The 16,578-nt window shown below is 39.9% G+C and carries 18 protein-coding genes, 1 tRNA gene and 1 riboswitch; of the genes, 3 read left to right on the top strand and 16 right to left on the bottom strand.

All coding sequences use genetic code 11. The annotated features are described in order from the left end of the window. The gene (locus AABM38_RS07185) at positions 1 to 1,326 is read right to left on the bottom strand and encodes an FAD-binding oxidoreductase (protein WP_423409769.1); all 1,326 of its coding nucleotides are present in this window, start codon (positions 1,324 to 1,326) and stop codon (positions 1 to 3) included. 47 nt (positions 1,327 to 1,373) lie between these two features. After that, the gene (locus tag AABM38_RS07180; protein WP_423409768.1) at positions 1,374 to 2,066 is read right to left on the bottom strand and encodes a FadR/GntR family transcriptional regulator; all 693 of its coding nucleotides are present in this window, start codon (positions 2,064 to 2,066) and stop codon (positions 1,374 to 1,376) included. Positions 2,067 to 2,433: 367 nt separating this feature from the next. On the opposite strand from AABM38_RS07180, the gene AABM38_RS07175 reads away from it, so the two are divergent. Continuing rightward, the gene (locus tag AABM38_RS07175; RefSeq protein ID WP_423409767.1) at positions 2,434 to 3,327 is read left to right on the top strand and encodes a glycerophosphodiester phosphodiesterase; all 894 of its coding nucleotides are present in this window, start codon (positions 2,434 to 2,436) and stop codon (positions 3,325 to 3,327) included. A gap of 40 nt (positions 3,328 to 3,367) precedes the next feature. On the opposite strand, the gene AABM38_RS07170 is transcribed toward AABM38_RS07175, so the two are convergent. The 3 genes from AABM38_RS07170 to AABM38_RS07160 form a co-directional block, all read right to left on the bottom strand. Next, complete coding sequence (locus tag AABM38_RS07170; RefSeq protein ID WP_423409766.1) at positions 3,368 to 3,952, bottom strand: YitT family protein; 585 nt, start codon at positions 3,950 to 3,952, stop codon at positions 3,368 to 3,370. A 217-nt stretch (positions 3,953 to 4,169) separates the two neighbouring features. Then, positions 4,170 to 4,529, bottom strand: a complete 360-nt coding sequence (locus AABM38_RS07165) for a hypothetical protein (RefSeq protein ID WP_423409765.1) — start codon at positions 4,527 to 4,529, stop codon at positions 4,170 to 4,172. 85 nt (positions 4,530 to 4,614) lie between these two features. Continuing rightward, positions 4,615 to 5,829 (bottom strand): NAD(P)-dependent malic enzyme, encoded by a 1,215-nt coding sequence (locus AABM38_RS07160; protein WP_423409764.1) that lies wholly within the window; start codon positions 5,827 to 5,829, stop codon positions 4,615 to 4,617. A gap of 268 nt (positions 5,830 to 6,097) precedes the next feature. Between AABM38_RS07160 and AABM38_RS07155 the strand changes: the two genes are divergently transcribed. Continuing rightward, positions 6,098 to 6,985, top strand: coding sequence for a LysR family transcriptional regulator (locus AABM38_RS07155; RefSeq protein WP_423409763.1), 888 nt, complete (start codon positions 6,098 to 6,100; stop codon positions 6,983 to 6,985). Between the two features lie 100 nt (positions 6,986 to 7,085). Here the strand turns inward: AABM38_RS07155 and AABM38_RS07150 are convergent, their stop codons facing one another. From AABM38_RS07150 to AABM38_RS07115, 8 genes are all read right to left on the bottom strand, one after another. After that, the gene (locus tag AABM38_RS07150; RefSeq protein ID WP_423409762.1) at positions 7,086 to 7,862 is read right to left on the bottom strand and encodes a TatD family hydrolase; all 777 of its coding nucleotides are present in this window, start codon (positions 7,860 to 7,862) and stop codon (positions 7,086 to 7,088) included. Beyond that, the gene (locus AABM38_RS07145) at positions 7,849 to 8,607 is read right to left on the bottom strand and encodes an ABC transporter ATP-binding protein (RefSeq protein ID WP_423409761.1); all 759 of its coding nucleotides are present in this window, start codon (positions 8,605 to 8,607) and stop codon (positions 7,849 to 7,851) included. The genes AABM38_RS07150 and AABM38_RS07145 overlap by 14 nt, the downstream gene beginning before the upstream one ends. Then, a complete protein-coding gene (locus AABM38_RS07140; protein WP_423409760.1) occupies positions 8,607 to 9,368 on the bottom strand; it encodes an ABC transporter permease in 762 nt (253 codons plus the stop codon). The genes AABM38_RS07145 and AABM38_RS07140 overlap by 1 nt, the downstream gene beginning before the upstream one ends. After that, the gene (locus AABM38_RS07135; RefSeq protein WP_423409759.1) at positions 9,368 to 9,658 is read right to left on the bottom strand and encodes a thiamine-binding protein; all 291 of its coding nucleotides are present in this window, start codon (positions 9,656 to 9,658) and stop codon (positions 9,368 to 9,370) included. The genes AABM38_RS07140 and AABM38_RS07135 overlap by 1 nt, the downstream gene beginning before the upstream one ends. A 14-nt stretch (positions 9,659 to 9,672) precedes the next feature. Then, positions 9,673 to 10,665, bottom strand: a complete 993-nt coding sequence (locus AABM38_RS07130) for an ABC transporter substrate-binding protein (protein WP_423409758.1) — start codon at positions 10,663 to 10,665, stop codon at positions 9,673 to 9,675. A gap of 118 nt (positions 10,666 to 10,783) precedes the next feature. After that, positions 10,784 to 10,891, bottom strand: a riboswitch (TPP riboswitch). 150 nt (positions 10,892 to 11,041) lie between these two features. Beyond that, positions 11,042 to 11,114 (bottom strand) — tRNA-Val (locus tag AABM38_RS07125). Between the two features lie 157 nt (positions 11,115 to 11,271). After that, the gene (locus AABM38_RS07120) at positions 11,272 to 11,757 is read right to left on the bottom strand and encodes a DinB family protein (protein WP_423409757.1); all 486 of its coding nucleotides are present in this window, start codon (positions 11,755 to 11,757) and stop codon (positions 11,272 to 11,274) included. A 13-nt stretch (positions 11,758 to 11,770) separates the two neighbouring features. Further along, entirely contained in the window at positions 11,771 to 12,388 is a 618-nt protein-coding gene (locus tag AABM38_RS07115; RefSeq protein WP_423409756.1) for an NUDIX hydrolase, read from the bottom strand. Between the two features lie 131 nt (positions 12,389 to 12,519). On the opposite strand from AABM38_RS07115, the gene AABM38_RS07110 reads away from it, so the two are divergent. Next, positions 12,520 to 12,741, top strand: coding sequence for a hypothetical protein (locus AABM38_RS07110; RefSeq protein ID WP_423409755.1), 222 nt, complete (start codon positions 12,520 to 12,522; stop codon positions 12,739 to 12,741). 37 nt (positions 12,742 to 12,778) lie between these two features. Here the strand turns inward: AABM38_RS07110 and AABM38_RS07105 are convergent, their stop codons facing one another. The 3 genes from AABM38_RS07105 to AABM38_RS07095 all read right to left on the bottom strand — a co-directional run bounded on the left by AABM38_RS07105 (position 12,779) and on the right by AABM38_RS07095 (position 16,438). Next, a complete protein-coding gene (locus tag AABM38_RS07105) occupies positions 12,779 to 14,737 on the bottom strand; it encodes a TRAP transporter permease (RefSeq protein WP_423409754.1) in 1,959 nt (652 codons plus the stop codon). Positions 14,738 to 14,743: 6 nt separating this feature from the next. Further along, the gene (locus AABM38_RS07100; RefSeq protein ID WP_423409753.1) at positions 14,744 to 15,250 is read right to left on the bottom strand and encodes a DUF1850 domain-containing protein; all 507 of its coding nucleotides are present in this window, start codon (positions 15,248 to 15,250) and stop codon (positions 14,744 to 14,746) included. Between the two features lie 195 nt (positions 15,251 to 15,445). Continuing rightward, positions 15,446 to 16,438, bottom strand: a complete 993-nt coding sequence (locus tag AABM38_RS07095; protein ID WP_423409752.1) for a TAXI family TRAP transporter solute-binding subunit — start codon at positions 16,436 to 16,438, stop codon at positions 15,446 to 15,448. Positions 16,439 to 16,578 lie beyond the last annotated feature (140 nt).

Genomic DNA, 16,578 nt, shown 5'->3' with positions numbered 1-16,578 from the left:
TTATATCCCTCCCACAAAACGTCCAGGATTCAGGACTCGATTTGGATCGACTTTTGCTTTTATTCCTTCTAATAAAAACTGGTAAGCTGGCTTTTCTCCCCAAGCATCGACTTTCTTGCGTGAAGCTAGTGGCAAATGTCTAACAACGACGTAACCGCTATGAAGGGCTGCTTTTTCCCTTAATAGGCTGATGGCGGATAGCACGTCTTCTTCTGCTCCCCTTAGCACCACCTGTGATAATCCATGTCCAAGCCCTCCATGCGCTTCAATCAGGAGGTTATGGGAATCCTGTAATGACTCACACTTTTTCAGGACCTCGATAACATCCATATTAACGGTTCCTATTTTCAAGGTTGCTTCTATACCATTTCCATCAATTGGTACAGCCCCATTTGGCACATTCCCATAAAAATCATTCCAAAATGATCTTGCTGCCTGCTTCTGAAGAATGTCCAGCTTAGTACCTGGCGGCTGTATCTTCCGGACGAATTCCTCCTGGTATTTAACTGAGCTTTCAACATCTTCAAAGCCGATTGCAAGAGTGAATACCCTTTCATTTAAAAGTTTTTCTGATAATGAAGGATTCATCAGTTCGAGAGCAACAGGCTCAACCACCGTATCCAAAAGCTGAACAGCAAAAGCTTTTGCCTTTTCCAGGCTGGTGTCAGTGAATTTTATCAACAACAGGCTTTCATCTTTTGTTATCGGCCTCAATTTCAAAGAGATTTCGGAAATGACACCAAGAGTCCCCATCGCACCAATATAAAGTTTATTCATGTCATAGCCAGCAACATTTTTCACTACTTTTCCTCCGGATCGAATCACTTTTCCATCCGGATAAACAATCCTAAGCCCGATTACCGCGTCACGTGCAGATCCATAACCAAGACGCTTGGGACCGCTTTCATTTACAGCAATAATTCCTCCGATCGTTGCCTGGGCAGGTAAAAATGGGTCAAGAGCTATTCTTTGATTAAACTCCTGCAGATAATCCTGAAGCTCTTTAAAGGTGCTGCCAGGTTTGACAGTAAGCGTCATATCGCCTGGTACATGTTCGACAATTCCTTTATAATTTGCCATTGATATAAGGATATCAGCTCCTTCTTCCGTTCCTCCAAATCCTCTTTTCGTGCCACAGCCAATCACATTTATCGTTTTATTTGTTTCATTTGCATATTTTAAAAGACTTGCAATCTCCTCTTCAGTATTCGGGAATACTGTTATCGAACCTCCATTGCCAAAAGCATTCGCTTCAATACCTTCATCTAAAATTTGAGCTTCAGGAAAAAAAGATTTAAGTTCCGTAAAAATCCCGGCGGTTATCATAGCAGCCCTCCAACTGTTTCTAAGCAAGAAACAAAATAAATTTGTTATTAGACATTTAACACCGAACTGGTTTTTAGCAAATCCTCTACATATTCCAAGTGTTCTTCCATCATTTGCTTTGCTTGTGCGGACTCTTTATTTTGAATCATCCGGAAAATCTGGGAGTGCTGACGAGTGATTTCTTCAAAAACTATACGATCCTCTTCAATACATTGATGAAATCCAATCATCGCCTTTTTCATCGAAGCTGAGATGAATTCGAGAAGCTGAACCAGGATCTCATTCCCCGCTGCTTTGGCTATTGCCAGATGAAAGTTATAATCAGCCTCCCAGCTATTATCTTCCTTTCCATAAAGTAGCCCTTCCATCAGCTTCAAATCTTTCTCTGACCGATTTTTCGCAGCTATTTCAGCAATCCCTGGTTCAAGAAGCTTTCTGACTTGAAAAAGTTGACTGATATCTTTTGAGTTTGGCAGGAGGATATGATTGTTAAAGAGTTTTCCAGAGTCAAACCTACATATGTAAGTACCTTCTCCCTGCTTCACTGTCACTGCCCCTTTCCCTTTAAGGGTAGTGATCGCATCCCTGACAGCAGAACGTCCTACACCGAACATATCGCAAAGCTCACGGACGGAAGGTAGTTTTTCACCGGGCAGGAATGTTCCGACTTCAATCAGCTTCTCGATTTGTTCTGTAACTGATTCAGATACTTTTTTAGTTGAAATTCGTTCTATTTTCACAATATCCCCCTTCCTTTTCAGATATCACATATCTGATAAGTGAAACCTTACCTTTATTTTAAACATCGAAATGGATATTTTTCAAGTAAATAGTTTGAAAATATTCAAAAATCAAATTAATCAGTTTTTTAATATAACTTTTTTCCTTCATTCTTTTGTATGTTTTCGTAACATTTCTTGCAAGTAAATTAGTTTTGATTTCCTCTCTAGCACGCTCCCTTTCTGGTCTAATTTATAGGGTTTCCATACTCTGGATACCTACCTGTTTTCAAATACAAACTCTTAACTTATCTTAACGTTAAATTTATATTCTCTTAATCTTTGGGAATTAGTCTAATAGTGAAGATCATTAGAAAGGGGAATTTACATGAAGCCAATTTTCAGAAATATTATGATGTCAGCTGCCCTGTTTGGGGCTGGTACAGGAATGGTTGGACAAGTGCAAGCTGCCGGTACAAGTCACCCTGCATTAACAGATAAAAAAATTCTAAATGTTGCCCATCGAGGCGCTTCAGGATACGCCCCTGAACATACCCTTCTTTCATATGAATTAGGAGAGGCTATGAAAGGCGATTACATTGAAATCGACCTTCAAATGACTAAAGATGGTGAACTCATCGCCATGCATGATGAAACATTAGACCGCACAACCAATGGCACAGGACTTGTCAAAGACTATACCCTAGAAGAAATCAAGCAGCTGGACGCTGGCTCTTGGTTCAATGAAAAATACCCTTCATACGCAAAAGAAGAATACGCTGGCCTGAAAGTGCCAACTCTTGAGGAGATTCTCCAAAAATTCGGGAGCGGTGAACGCTATTATATTGAAACGAAATCACCAGAAGTCTATCCTGGAATGGAAGAAAAGTTATTAAAAATTCTGAAAGAATATAAGTTAACCGGTACAAATGTTCCTTCGAGCAAGGTATTAATTCAATCATTCAGCCCGGAAAGCCTAAAAAAAGTCCATGCCTTAAATCCTGATATCCCGCTAGTACAATTATTGTGGTATGACGAAACAGCCGCAATTACAGACAATGAATTAGAGGAATACAAAAAATACAGCATTGGGCTTGGAATGAATTTCGACAAAATTGATGAAGCGTATGTGCAAAAAGTTCGCGAGCATGATTTACTCATTCACCCATACACCGTTAATCAAAAAGAAGATATGCGCAAGCTCCTGGATTGGGGTGTAACAGGAATGTTTACAAACTTTCCAGACAGGCTTCAAGAGGTTCTAAGGGAAAATAGACAGTAAGGCGAAAACACAGGATAGGGACCACCTATCCTGTGTTTTTTCAATGGGTGGAGATCGATATGGACTTTATCGAAGTCAGCAGTAATGCAATTGACCCTACAAACGCAACTATTACAAGAGAATAAAGAAAAGTTAAATCTTTAAAAATAACAACCCCGCTTAGAACGATAAAACTATCTATCAAGAGGATGATCAACCCTACGTTAACTGAGAAAAACTTTGATGCCATTAACGCGAGTAAATCCAGACCTCCTGGGCTTGCATGAATTCTTAACATAAGACCTACTCCGGAGCCAACAAAAATCCCTCCTAAACAAATATTTAAAAGGAACGGAAGGTGGAATAATCCATTCAATGGATGTAAAAGGCTGATGATAATTGCGGATATGAACGTACCAATTAAGCCATAAAAGAAATAATGCAGATCGTAATAGATGGCTATGAAGTAAATAGGGACATTGAGACAGGTAAATATAACTGCAAGTTTCCAGCCCCATATATAATTAAGCAACAGACTGATGCCCCAAATGCCTCCATTTATTAAATGAGAAGGTATGATAAAACCGTTAATCCCAATTCCAATTAAAATACTTGCAATGGTTATTGTCATTATTCTAACTGCCAATTTTCCTTCTCCCCCCTGAGTAACTGTATACTATATTCTATTTTATTCTTCGCGCCTCCATCACACTTAATTTCTCAGCGGCTTTTTATTGACTTGTTTTAAATCATTATAGTTTCACAAAAATTGAGGGGAACTTTTATGCTATGATTTATTATTTCATACAAAAAAGATGTTTTCCTAAATAGGAAATCACCTTTTAATGACTGCAACTTTTCATTTACACAGCTTTACGAGTGCATTGTGTCTTTTTAAATATAGAAGGAAAGTCTTTTAAAATCATTTCCCGAACCGACCTCACGTCCATACTTTTAACAGGGTATACCTTAATTTTTCGCAAAGTAGAATACGAGCTTCCTTTAAACAGAGTGATGTTTTTTTCAATAAAATGATCCTTTACATAGTAATGGTTATTGTTTACATCAAACTGTTTATTTTCTATTTCCTCATAAATAGCAAAATAATGATCAATGAATTCACCGGGAAGCATTTCCTTCGTATCAATCACTTCATGTACTTTCACCTTACATTCTCCTTTCCATTCCACTTCATATTTAAGGGTTTCAAAGTATTGTTTCATGATTTATGTTATGCCTCCCACTGTCAACTCTATTTGAAATTATTCCCCGTTCCATTCGCACCATGAATCTCTTAAAAAAAATCCCCTACCCCTGAATGTTTACTAAATCACTGCGGTATATCTCTTTACGCGCCACACCTGTTTCCTGGGCAGCCCTCGCAACCGCCTCTCTTACAGCAGAAACTACTCTGCTGTCTAATGGTCCTGGGATTACATAATCCTCCGACAGTTCATCACTCTCTATTAGGCCTGCAATTGCTTGCACTGCTGCAGCCTTCATTTCATCATTAATATCGGTTGCGAACACATCTAAAGCACCTCTGAATATGCCAGGAAACGCCAGGACATTATTCACCTGGTTAGGCAGATCGGAACGTCCTGTTCCAACAATCCTGGCACCTGCTTCCTTTGCTTCCTCAGGCATGATTTCCGGCACTGGATTTGCCATAGCAAAGATGATGGCATCATGCGACATCTTTCTTACCATTTCCTTTGTCAGTGCTCCGGCTGATGAGACGCCGATAAACACATCAGCACCTGCTATCACATCTGACAGCTGCCCCTTCAGCTTATTTTGATTAGTAATTTTTGAAACGGATTCCTTCAGTGAATTCATCCCTTCCTGTCTGCCTTCATAAATTGCTCCCTTGGTATCGCACATAATTAAATTGTTCACGCCCATATTCCTCAATAGCTTAATAATGGCGATTCCCGCGGCACCAGCCCCGTTTATTACTACCTTAATTTCATCGGTCTTTTTATTAACCAGTTTCAGGGAGTTCACTAAACCTGCAGCAGTTACGATTGCCGTCCCATGCTGGTCGTCATGAAATACAGGAATGTTCATTTCTTTTTTTAGCGTCTCTTCAATGTAAAAACAATTCGGTGAGGCGATATCTTCTAAATTAATTCCACCAAAGGTGGGCTGAAGCAATTTAACTGTCTTTATTATTTCTTCAGGATCTTTCGTATCAAGGCAAATAGGGATCGCATCAATCCCTGCGAAGGCTTTAAATAGTGCGGCCTTCCCTTCCATTACTGGCATAGCGGCTTCTGGTCCAATGTCTCCCAGACCAAGCACAGAGGTACCGTCCGATACAACTGCAATTAAGTTCCCTTTAATTGTATAATCATAGACTTTTTCCGGATGAGCATGAATCTGCTTGCATGGTTCAGCAACACCTGGAGAATATGCTAAACTTAAATCCTTCATATTATTTAAAGGCATTTTCACATCCACGGATAATTTCCCTTTAAATTTTTCATGCAGTAAGAGAGATTCTTTCTGTAAATTACTCATCCTAACATCTCCTTTAAAAATTACTCGAAAATTAATAATTTTCAGTATTATCAATCCGCAAAGCATCTATAAATTTAGTTCATTATATAATGGATTCACTTTATAAATAAAATACATATATTCTATATTCTTTATGCATTTTGGCTATAAAGCCGCCTAAAGTTTATAAAATAACATGTCCATTCTGTAGACGGACGACTCGATTTTCTTTAAAATGTTAGAATATTATAAATATAAAATGTATCTTTGATTCAGGAGGTGAAAATATATGGACATACGTCATTTGGAGTACTTTTCCGAAGTCGCGGAGCAATTAAGCTTTACCAAGGCCTCACAGACGCTTCACGTTTCACAGCCTTCCATTAGTAAAGCGATCAAAAATTTAGAAGGAGAACTAGGAGTGCCTTTATTTTACCGTTCATCGAAGCAGCTTGAATTAACTGATGCAGGAAAAGCTGTATTAATGAACGCTAAAAAAGTATTAGAGGCATTCAAAAACCTGACTCTGGAATTAACTGACCTGATGGAACTTAAAAGCGGTGAAATACGAATTGGCATTCCTCCAATTGTTGGCGCAGCCTTTTTTTCAAAGTTAATCAGCCAATACAAAGAGAAATACCCCCTCGTTAAAATAACACTGACGGAGGTAGGAACAAAAAAAATAAAGCAGGGGGTAGACGAAGGCTCGCTGGATATCGGCCTAATCTGCACACTGCCGGCTCAAGGCAGCAGTTTTGAAATCATCAATGTCATAAAGGATCCGCTGATGCTAATTGTTCATCGCGACCATGCTTTAGCATCAAAAAAGGAAGTTCATTTTTCCGAATTGAAGAATGAACCATTTATTTTATATCGAAAAGACTTCACACTTTATGACCTAATTATTGAAGAATGTTCGAAAAACAACTTTCAGCCCAATATTGTATGTGAAAGCTCTCAGAAGGATTTTTTGCTGGGAATGGTTGAGGGAAAAATGGGAATAGCTCTTTTGCCCAGCAAGATTTGCGAGAACATTAATAATAAGGAAATTTCAGTCCTTCCCTTCCAAAAATCTGCTGTTGATCTAGAACTAGGTCTTATCTGGAAAAAAGATAAATACCTAAGTTTCGCTGTACGGGAATTCATCTCTACATCACAACAGTTTCTGGTTATCTGAAATGGATTAATTATGGAAGGAGAAATAATGGGGTCAGCTCTAGCAATAATTTTTTCATTAAAAAATGCCCGGACAGCAAGATGCATGACCGGGCACTTCCTTATATCTGATAGAACTGCTTCACTTTATTGTAAATGGTAGAATATACTTCTTCAATTGCGATTTGTTTAATTGCAGAGATTTCTTTCATGACATCGTGAATCATCGAAGGCTGAGTCATTTTCTGTTGAAAAATTCGATCAAAAGGCCACGGCCCATCTGTTTCTGCCATGGTTAAATGCAACGGATATGCTGTTACCACCTCTCGCGTCTCTTCTTCATAAAGGATATCAGGTGTAAACGAAACAACATATTTGTTTTCTGCCATTCTTTCTATCGTCTTTCGGTCACCCTTGAACCAATGAAAATGAGCCTTAACGATACTGTGCTTCTCCAGTAAATCACAAACAACTGAAGCATCCTCGTATACTGCATGCAGGATAATCGGTTTGTTAAGTTTTTTTGCTAAAAGAATAAATCGTTCCAATACTTCTACATACCCTGTATAAGGAAAACTTCCGCTCTTCTCTTTGGACCGCAGATAATAAGGCAGGCCGACCTCGCCAACCGCGATCATATATTCATGGTTGTTGTTAATCCAATTTAACAGGTCATCCAGTTCTGCTTCAGAAGGCAAAGGCTGTTCTGGATGGTAGCCAAATGCTGGATGAACTTTAGAGTTATTTAATGCCACCATCAAATTCTCTTTGCACGACGGAAGATTCATCGAAACAGTAATTAAACCCTCAACATTATTTGTTTCTAAACTTTTTATGGTTAAATCTTTATCACTTTCTTCATATTGATCAAAATGGATGTGGGAATCAAATATTTTCATGCAATCCCCCCTCTTTTAACTGGTCATATATCTCACTTTTCAGCTTGAGAAATTCTCTCTCCTTGATCAGATGTTCCCTTCTTGGTCGCTGAAATGGCACCACAATTTCCCTTATGATTCTGGCTGGCCGCGGGGATAAAAGATAGATTCGGTCAGATAAAAAGAGTGCCTCTTCAATATTGTGGGTAATAAAAAGAACCGATTTCCGCTCCTCTTCCCATATTGATAACAGCCACTTTTGCATATCAAATCGGGTGAACTCATCTAATGCTGAAAATGGCTCATCGAGCAGCAGGACTGATTTTGGGCTTAGGAGCGCTCTTAAAAAGGCAACTCTCTGCTTCATCCCACCCGAAAGCTGATGCGGATAAGCCTTGGCGTATTGTGATAAGCCTACTTTGGCTAACCATTTTTCCGCTTCCTCTTCATCCGGCTTTTGGAATAGCTCCTGTCCAAGCAGTACATTAGCCAATACAGACCTCCAAGGTAAAAGTGCCGGCTGTTGGGGCATATAGGCAATGTTCCCTGTCTCCCCATTTATCTTTCGATCATCAAGAAAAAGTTCTCCTTGTTCAGGCTGAACCAGACCTCCGATACATTGAAAAATAGTGCTTTTCCCGCTTCCAGACGGACCTAAGATGGAAACAAATTCCCCTTCTTTCACTTGTAAGGATAGATGATCGAGTACTAAGCCCGTTTCCTTAAAAGATTTTGAGATATTTACGAGATTAATTTTTGCTTTCATCACTTCTCTCCCTCAGGCAGCCATTTAATGATTCTTTTTTCAATCAACACGATGACACTGTAGAACAGCATGCTGAAAAAAATGATAATGAAAATAGCAATGAACACACGATCTGTCCGAAACGCAGATGACGATAAGGTCATGAATACACCAATTCCTTTTTCTGCTCCCAGCCATTCAGATATGACAGCTCCCATAACACTGTATGTAGCTGCAATTTTCAATCCGGAAAAAAGTGGCGGAAGTGCATTTGGAAGCTCTACCTTCGTGAAGGTTTGCCTTCCCGAGGCACCTGACATTTTCATGTAATGCTTTAGTTCATCCGGGGCATTTTTAAACCCATCTAACGCAGCAATCGTAACCGGGAAGAAACAAACTAAAATAATAATGAGCAATTTCGGCAAAAAACCGAATCCAAACCAGATCACCAATAGCGGAGCCAGAACGATAATGGGTACATTTTGAGATAAAATTAATAATGGATAAAAAGCATTCTGAAGTGCAGGAACTAAGTGAAGCATCACCGCAATCAGGAAACCAAACGCTGCCCCGAGCAAAAGCCCGGCAATTGCCAATTCCAGTGTTGCACCTATATCGGGTAAAAATAATGAATAACTCTCCATTGCTTCTTTTACTATGACAGAGGGGGCGGGTAACAGCCATTGAGGAATCTCCATAAAATGGGTTATCCCTTCCCAAAACATAAAGAAAAGGAGGAGAACCAAAGATGGTCTCCAGCCCTTATTCCAGATTGACTTCATTAGCGGTACTTCTCCGTCAGTGTATTCATTGTGATTCCAGTTGGCTGATACAGGATTTTCACCTGTGAGATAACGTTAGGAGAACCCAAATCAACCATTTTTTTATTCATCTCAGCAATCACCGATAAGAGTGTTTCAAGCTCACCTTCCATCGTTGTTTCCAGAGGATGGACTTCATATTTCACTCCATTTTGATCAATAATACTTATTGCCTCATCTACCAAACGAATAACTTCCTCTGTTGAAGAAGCCTTTGGGATAATTTGTACACTTACAAGTGCATCCGCCATTTTTCATTCCCTCCCTATTCTGGTAAAAACTCATTTGTAAAGGCTTTTTCAGCATCCAATTCCTTCTCCAGAAGACCATTTTCAAACATCCATTCACTGTAATTCTTCCAAACCTCCAGTTTTTGTTCTCCCCAGCGATCTGCATCATCCTGATACTTTGGAGAAAGCCATTCCTGGCTTTTCTTAACGAGATCTTCGTCCAGATCAGGTACGGCCTTGATCAGGATATCAGCACTTTCGGACGGTTGATCGATTGCAAATTGGTATCCCTCAGTTAATGCCTCCATGAACGCCTTAATGGTTTCCGGATCATTCTTGACCATCTTTTCATTTGTGCTTATGACAGGTGTATAATAATCAAGCTTGTTCGAATAGTCTGTTAAGTACACCATATTGATTGGTTCATTTCTCAGCTCTGCTTCTACACCAGTCCAACCATAATAAATCCAGGCAAAATCAATATCTCGTTTCACCGCTGTGAAGAAGTCTGAATCCCCCATATTAACAATCTTCACATTTTCTACATCAGCATTTTCCTGTTTCATTAATGAACTGATCACTTCTTTTTCAATGGGTGATCCCCATCCTCCATACGTTTTGCCTGCAAAGTCCTTTGGCGAAACAATATTTTTAGCTTTCGGTGATGCAAAGCCTGATGTGTTATGCTGGATAACAGCTGCCAGCGATACGAGTGGAATTCCCTGTATCCTGGCCTGAGTAATTCCTTCCTGATAACTTACACCAAACTCTGCCTTCCCTGATGCGACCAGCTGATCAGCTCCCGCTTCACCTGGTAAAAGAATTTCTACATCCAGTCCATGCTTCTTGAAGTATCCTTTTTCCTTTGCTACATAGATTCCCGTATGATTCGTATTCGGAGTCCAGTCAAGCACGATCGAAACCTTTTTCAATGAATCCTTTTCCCTGGCTGTCGGTTCATCCGATGAACAGCCGGCAAGACTCCATATGAATAAAAATCCGAAAAACAACAATAATAATTTCTTCATGATTCTCCCTCTTCCTGTATTTACTTGACAATGAAGGTGGAAAGGAAGGCTTGAATGAAACATAAAAATGCGCTCGGGGAATCCCAAGCGCATGAAAAAATCCATAATAAACGAAAAACGTCTATCAGAAGATGTTCCCTACGCTGGTACTAACCAGATCAGGTTAAAGGGTCAGCATCTTTGGACACTTTCTCAGCCGGCACCACCGGCTCCCCTACATTTCCAATTCTCCAATTGTCAATTCTACTATATAGAAAGTTTTTTGATTCGTCTAGGAAAATAAAAATATCTTATAGTTATCAAATATCAGACTAGATGAAAATTCTTATATAAAAAAACGCGAATCCCTTTTTTAGGGATTCACGCTTCTCAAGTATGATTCCTACTGGGTTCGAACCAGCGACCTCTACCCTGTCAAGGTAGCGCTCTCCCAGCTGAGCTAAGGAATCGTTATTCTGTTTGTCCTTATTAGCGAGGACATTTATTAATATATAATGGAATGATTCTAATGTCAATATAATTTTCCTAATCAGACTTATCGATCCGCTAATCAATTCGCATTAAGTTAGTTGACGGCTTAATTGATTTTAGTCGATTAAAAACGCACTAAACCTTTTCGTTTTGAAAAAGTCCGCGCCCGATGAAATTCGCTGTTACTGGCTGTATTCCAATCTCCCTTGCCCATACTGAAATTTGCCCAATGTGGTGAATTTCATGTGCAAGGGTATGTCTCATAATCTCACCCCAGGTGAAGGTAACCGTGCTGCCATCTGATTGTGGAAGCTGTAAGATTCGGTTTTCCATCTCATCATTCCAGGCAAGAACGAACTCTTTTACCTCAGCTTTAAATTTTGCATCCAATTCTATCACCTTATCCAAGGTATTATAAAGCTCAAAGTTCTCCTGAAAATCATCTTTTCCCTGAAGCAAGCGAATCCAGCTCCATTCCACGTCAATAATATGAAAAAGGGTCTGTAATATACCCCCCACTCCTCCTGTCCGGGAAGCGAGCAGCTCTTCCTCATTAACTCCTTCACACCACTTATACCAATCATCCCGAACTGCCCAATTGTAATGAAACATCATTTTCATTCTGCATCCCCCTCTAAATCTCCCTTATTGCTTTGATTACACTATTAATATATTCATCCTCATGCGGGACAAATTGATCTTTTACTACCTTCATAACCATAGGTTGCTTTTGTCCATCGGGGTTTAGTGTAAAACCCTCTGCCTCCAATTCCATCACTTCTCCAAACCAGAGCTTTTCAAAAAGATCCAGGCTGGTCCTTATTATTCCTGAGACTTCCTCTTTTTGCAGGCTGTATTTTTCAAAAGGGACATGTTTGTTATACACATACACATGACACATTTCTTTATCGATAAAATTTGAACTAACAAGTGAAGCCTTGATTGTACCAACGAAAAATAACTCATCCATCCCAATGTCTATTCCTAGCTCTTCCTTAACCTCCCTTAAACCATCAACTGTATCTTCATTTGCTAAAAGATGGCCAGCAGCAGTGATATCCAATAGATTGGGATAATCCTTTTTAACAGAACTGCGGATTTGAAAATAAATAAAATCCTCTCCTGCTATCCTCTCAGTAAACCAGCAATGAAAGGTCTCATGCCAATGTCCTTCCATATGCACTATAGACCTTGGTGCTGTGCCAATTTCCTTTCCTTGTTCATCAAATATTCTCAGTAATTCGCTTTCCATAATAATAACCTCCATTTTTATAAAATTATACCATTATCTCCTTAAAAATGTCCGAACATTAGTTCTTGTTTTATTGAATAAAGAACAAACGTTTGGGTATAATAAAAATAGAAAATAAAGGAGTGAGGAAGATGAATAACCTTCTTTTAAAGTCACTTAAAACGAATCAGCCAGTCGAGATGATCTATATTTCGGCAAACAACGAAATCACACATCGAAAAATCGTTGTGAAAGAACTGTACGGAAGCTATTTCAAAGCATTTTGTTTCCTGCGCAATGATAACCGCATGTTCAGGTTAGAGAATATTCTTTCCGTTATGCCAGAAAAACACAAGTACTTAAAAACAAGCTAAAAAAAGAAGCCCCCAAAATGAGGACTTCTTCGTGAAATCAGCTTGCAGGGCGTGGTTCAGGTGTATCGTCTCGCTTAATCAATAATTGAAGAGCGATAATGAGTATGAACGAACCGAGACCGATAATATCGGAAATTTTTTCAGGATAGATTAGCATCAAACCGCTTACTACACCGATTATTCTCTCATACCAGAACAACTTCCTCAGCCAGAATCCAATAATTCCAGCACCAATTAACAGCATTCCAGCGAGCGCAGTGAATACTACCCAGATTAAGTAATACCACGTCGTATCAATCATTAACAATTCTGGTGACAATACGAACATGTAAGGAATGATAAATGCAGCAATTGCCAGTTTAGACGAATTGACACCTGTCTTGATTGGCTCTCCTCCTGAAACACCAGCCGCAGCAAAGGCAGCAAGTGCCACTGGTGGAGTTATATCAGCGATAATCCCGAAATAGAACACAAACAAGTGTGCAGACAAATCAGGTACTCCTAGAAGGATAATCGCTGGAGCCGCAATCGTTGAAGTAATGACATAGTTTGCTGTCGTAGGAGACCCCATTCCTAGTACGAGTGAAGCAACCATCGTAAACGCCAGGGTAAGCAGCAAATGTCCTCCTGCAAGATCAAGAAGACCGTTAGCAAGTTTTAAGCCTAGACCCGTTTTGGTTACGACACCGACAATAATACCTGCAGCAGCAGTTGCCGCCGCCACTCCAAGTGCAGTACGTGCCCCATCCACCAGTGCATCAATCATATCTCTGAATCCGATACGCGTTTCTTTCTTGATTGCACTTACAAGTACTGTGATGACAATGCTCCAAAGGGCAGCTCTCATGACACTCATTCCGCTTACCATAAGGATAATGACAGCCAAAATCGGCAGCAGCAAATAAATTTTTGCCAGTACTTCTTTTCGGTTCGGCATTTCTTCATCTCTCAAGCCACGAAGGCCAACCCTTTTCGCCTCAAAGTGGGTCATAATCCAAATCCCGGTAAAATAAAGCAGGGCAGGAATTGCTGCTGCTTTTGCAATATCCCAATAAGTAATTCCTCCGCCAATGAATTCTACCATCAGGAATGCAGCAGCTCCCATGATTGGAGGCATCAGCTGGCCGCCGGTTGATGCCGCTGCTTCAACAGCACCGGCAAACTCTTTGCGGTAACCGAGTTTTTTCATCATCGGAATCGTAAAGGAACCAGATGTTACTACGTTCGCTACAGAACTTCCACTGATTGTTCCCTGAAGTGCACTTGAGAAAATCGCTACTTTAGCAGGGCCGCCTACTCTTTTACCCGCAATGGAAACAGCCAGGTCATTAAAGTATTGACCAACGCCTGTTTTAACTAGGAATGCTCCAAACAGTAGAAACAAGAAGATAAACGTGGAGGAAACTCCTAATGGTGTTCCCAGGATCCCTTCAGTTGTAAAGAACATAGTCTGAATTAAACTTTCAAGTTCCAAGCCTCTATGTGCCAGGAAGCCCGGCATGTAAGGTCCGTATAGGGCATACCCCATGAATAATACGGCAATAATCGTGATTGGCAGGCCAACTGTTCTTCTTGTGGCCTCTAATACGAGTAGGATAGCAGCAAGTCCAATATAAAAATCCATTGGTGTAAGTCTGCCAACCCTGTTAACAAGTTCATCGATCATTAATGGCCAATAAGCTCCAACAGCAATTGCTATAATAGCCAAAATGATATCGTACCAGGCAACTTTATGACTGATACGGTCTTTCTTTCGTGCAGGAAATAAAATGAAAATCAATGCTAGCGCAAAGCCTAAATGGATTGATCTTTGCAGCTGTGCTGTCAAGATACCAAAAATAGATGTATAAAGCTGGAACAGTGAGAATGATAGCAATAATACAAAAGCGATTATTCCCATTATGCCTTTAAGTTTCCTTGATGCTGCTTCCGGATCATATTTTTCCAGTAGCTCCTGCTGTTCTTCCTGCGAAAGCGTTTCATGGTTTGTGCTCAAGGATATTCACTCCTTCCATTTGTTGAATAATATTAATTTTTTTACCTGTATCCTTACCCTCGCCCCTGGTTCGATAGCCCTGGATAATGGAAAGGATACATCCCCCTGGATAAAAGTGTGATTTGCTCGGACCTTTCCGACCCGAAGGAGGAAATTCTCAAAAGTTCTGTTCATATTTTTTATATAGTATTTGCCATCCTTCATTTCAAAATGTTCGCCTTCAGCAGCTTCAGACGGCATACCGATCCCAAAGTCTTCATATTCCAATTCATATTGGCGTATTTCATTATGTTTTGTTATTTGATAGCTTTCTATTACATCCGTTAGATGGATGGAATGTGTATATTTTATCTTGAATGTATCCCCTGCTGACATTGGTACATAGCAGACTATTTCATCTCGTTCCGGCAGAACAAAAACAAGAGCTTGCTTATATGGTATGTACATTGCGATTATGGTCAAAAAGATGAGGAGTAACAGAACGAAGAATTTGTTTCTCTTTATTAATTTCATATAATTCTCCCTCGCCTGTCCAATGATTAAACTTAAAGCCTTAATTTAAGTATGTAGAATTAGCTGTCAACAAAAAAGACCGTGAGAGTTTCGGTCAAATGCTTTCGGAGATCTCACCGGAGTGCTGAACCATCCTGAATATGAATTGACCGGGCACAGTCCCCAAAAGGACTATGTCCGGTCATGGTCAATCTATTACTCCGCTGCTTTAATTCCTTTTTCATCAAAGTACTTTTTAGCACCTGGGTGGACGTCAATGCCAACGCCATTTAAAGCATTTTCAGCCTTGATTTGCTTCGCTTTAGCATGCTGTACCTTGTCAAGATTTTCGAAAATTGCCTTTGTGATATCATAGACTACTTCATCTGGAAGATCCGCTTTTACAACAAGCATTGCCTGGACAGCAACAGTTGGAACTCCTGAGCCGATTTTGTATGTTCCGCTTGGAACTTCCTCTTTTGTATAGTATGGGTATTTTTCGATAAGCTTATCAGCCTTATCCGCATCCACAGGAACGATTACAACTTTTTCAGTTGCCGACAGTTCTTCTACAGCAGCAGTTGGATGTCCAGCCGTAACGAACGCAGCGTCAATATTGCCATCTTTAATTCCACTTACTGACTCATCGAAGCTCAAATCCTGCTTTTGGATATCATCGAGAGACATTCCGTAAGCTTCAAGAATTTGCTCAGCATTCGCAGCAGTACCAGAACCTGGTGCACCGATTGAAACTTTTTTGCCTTTTAGATCTTCAACAGTTTTGATTCCCGATTTTTCAGTTGTGACAATTTGAATGGTTTCAGGGTACAGTGTACCGATCGCTTTGATGTTGTCAATTTTATTACCATCAAACATTAGCTTCCCTTCTGTTGCATAAGAAGCGATGTCTGTTTGTGTGAAAGCAATCTCACCTTTGTTATCCTTAATGCTCTGCATATTCTCCGCAGATGCACCAGTTGTTTCTGCATTTGTGTCAATGCCAGTCGCATCGGAAACGATTTTAGCAAATGCGCCGCCTAACGGGAAGTATGTACCACCTGTCCCGCCAGTAAGGATACTCATGAATTTTGGTTTTTCTGCTGATTTTCCGTCGCCGCCCTTTTCATCAGAGCCGCCTCCACAAGCCGATAGCACCAAAGAAAGCGCCAACATAAATGTGGTGAACAAAAGAAACTTTCTTTTTTTCATCAGATTTCCCCCTTATTATTCTATAATTACTCACCATAATCTTAACATAAGACTTCACACAATTGTCAAACTTCTTACTTGCTTTCTAACCAGTTAAGTAGTATCTTTCCCCTAATAAATAGTTTGCCAGATAGGCTTTT

The organism is Heyndrickxia sp. MSNUG, from assembly GCF_049532715.1.
Lineage (GTDB): Bacteria > Bacillota > Bacilli > Bacillales > Cytobacillaceae > Mesobacillus.
The sequence above is the reverse complement of the archived record's forward strand: the minus strand, read 5'-3'. Positions and strand labels throughout refer to the sequence as shown.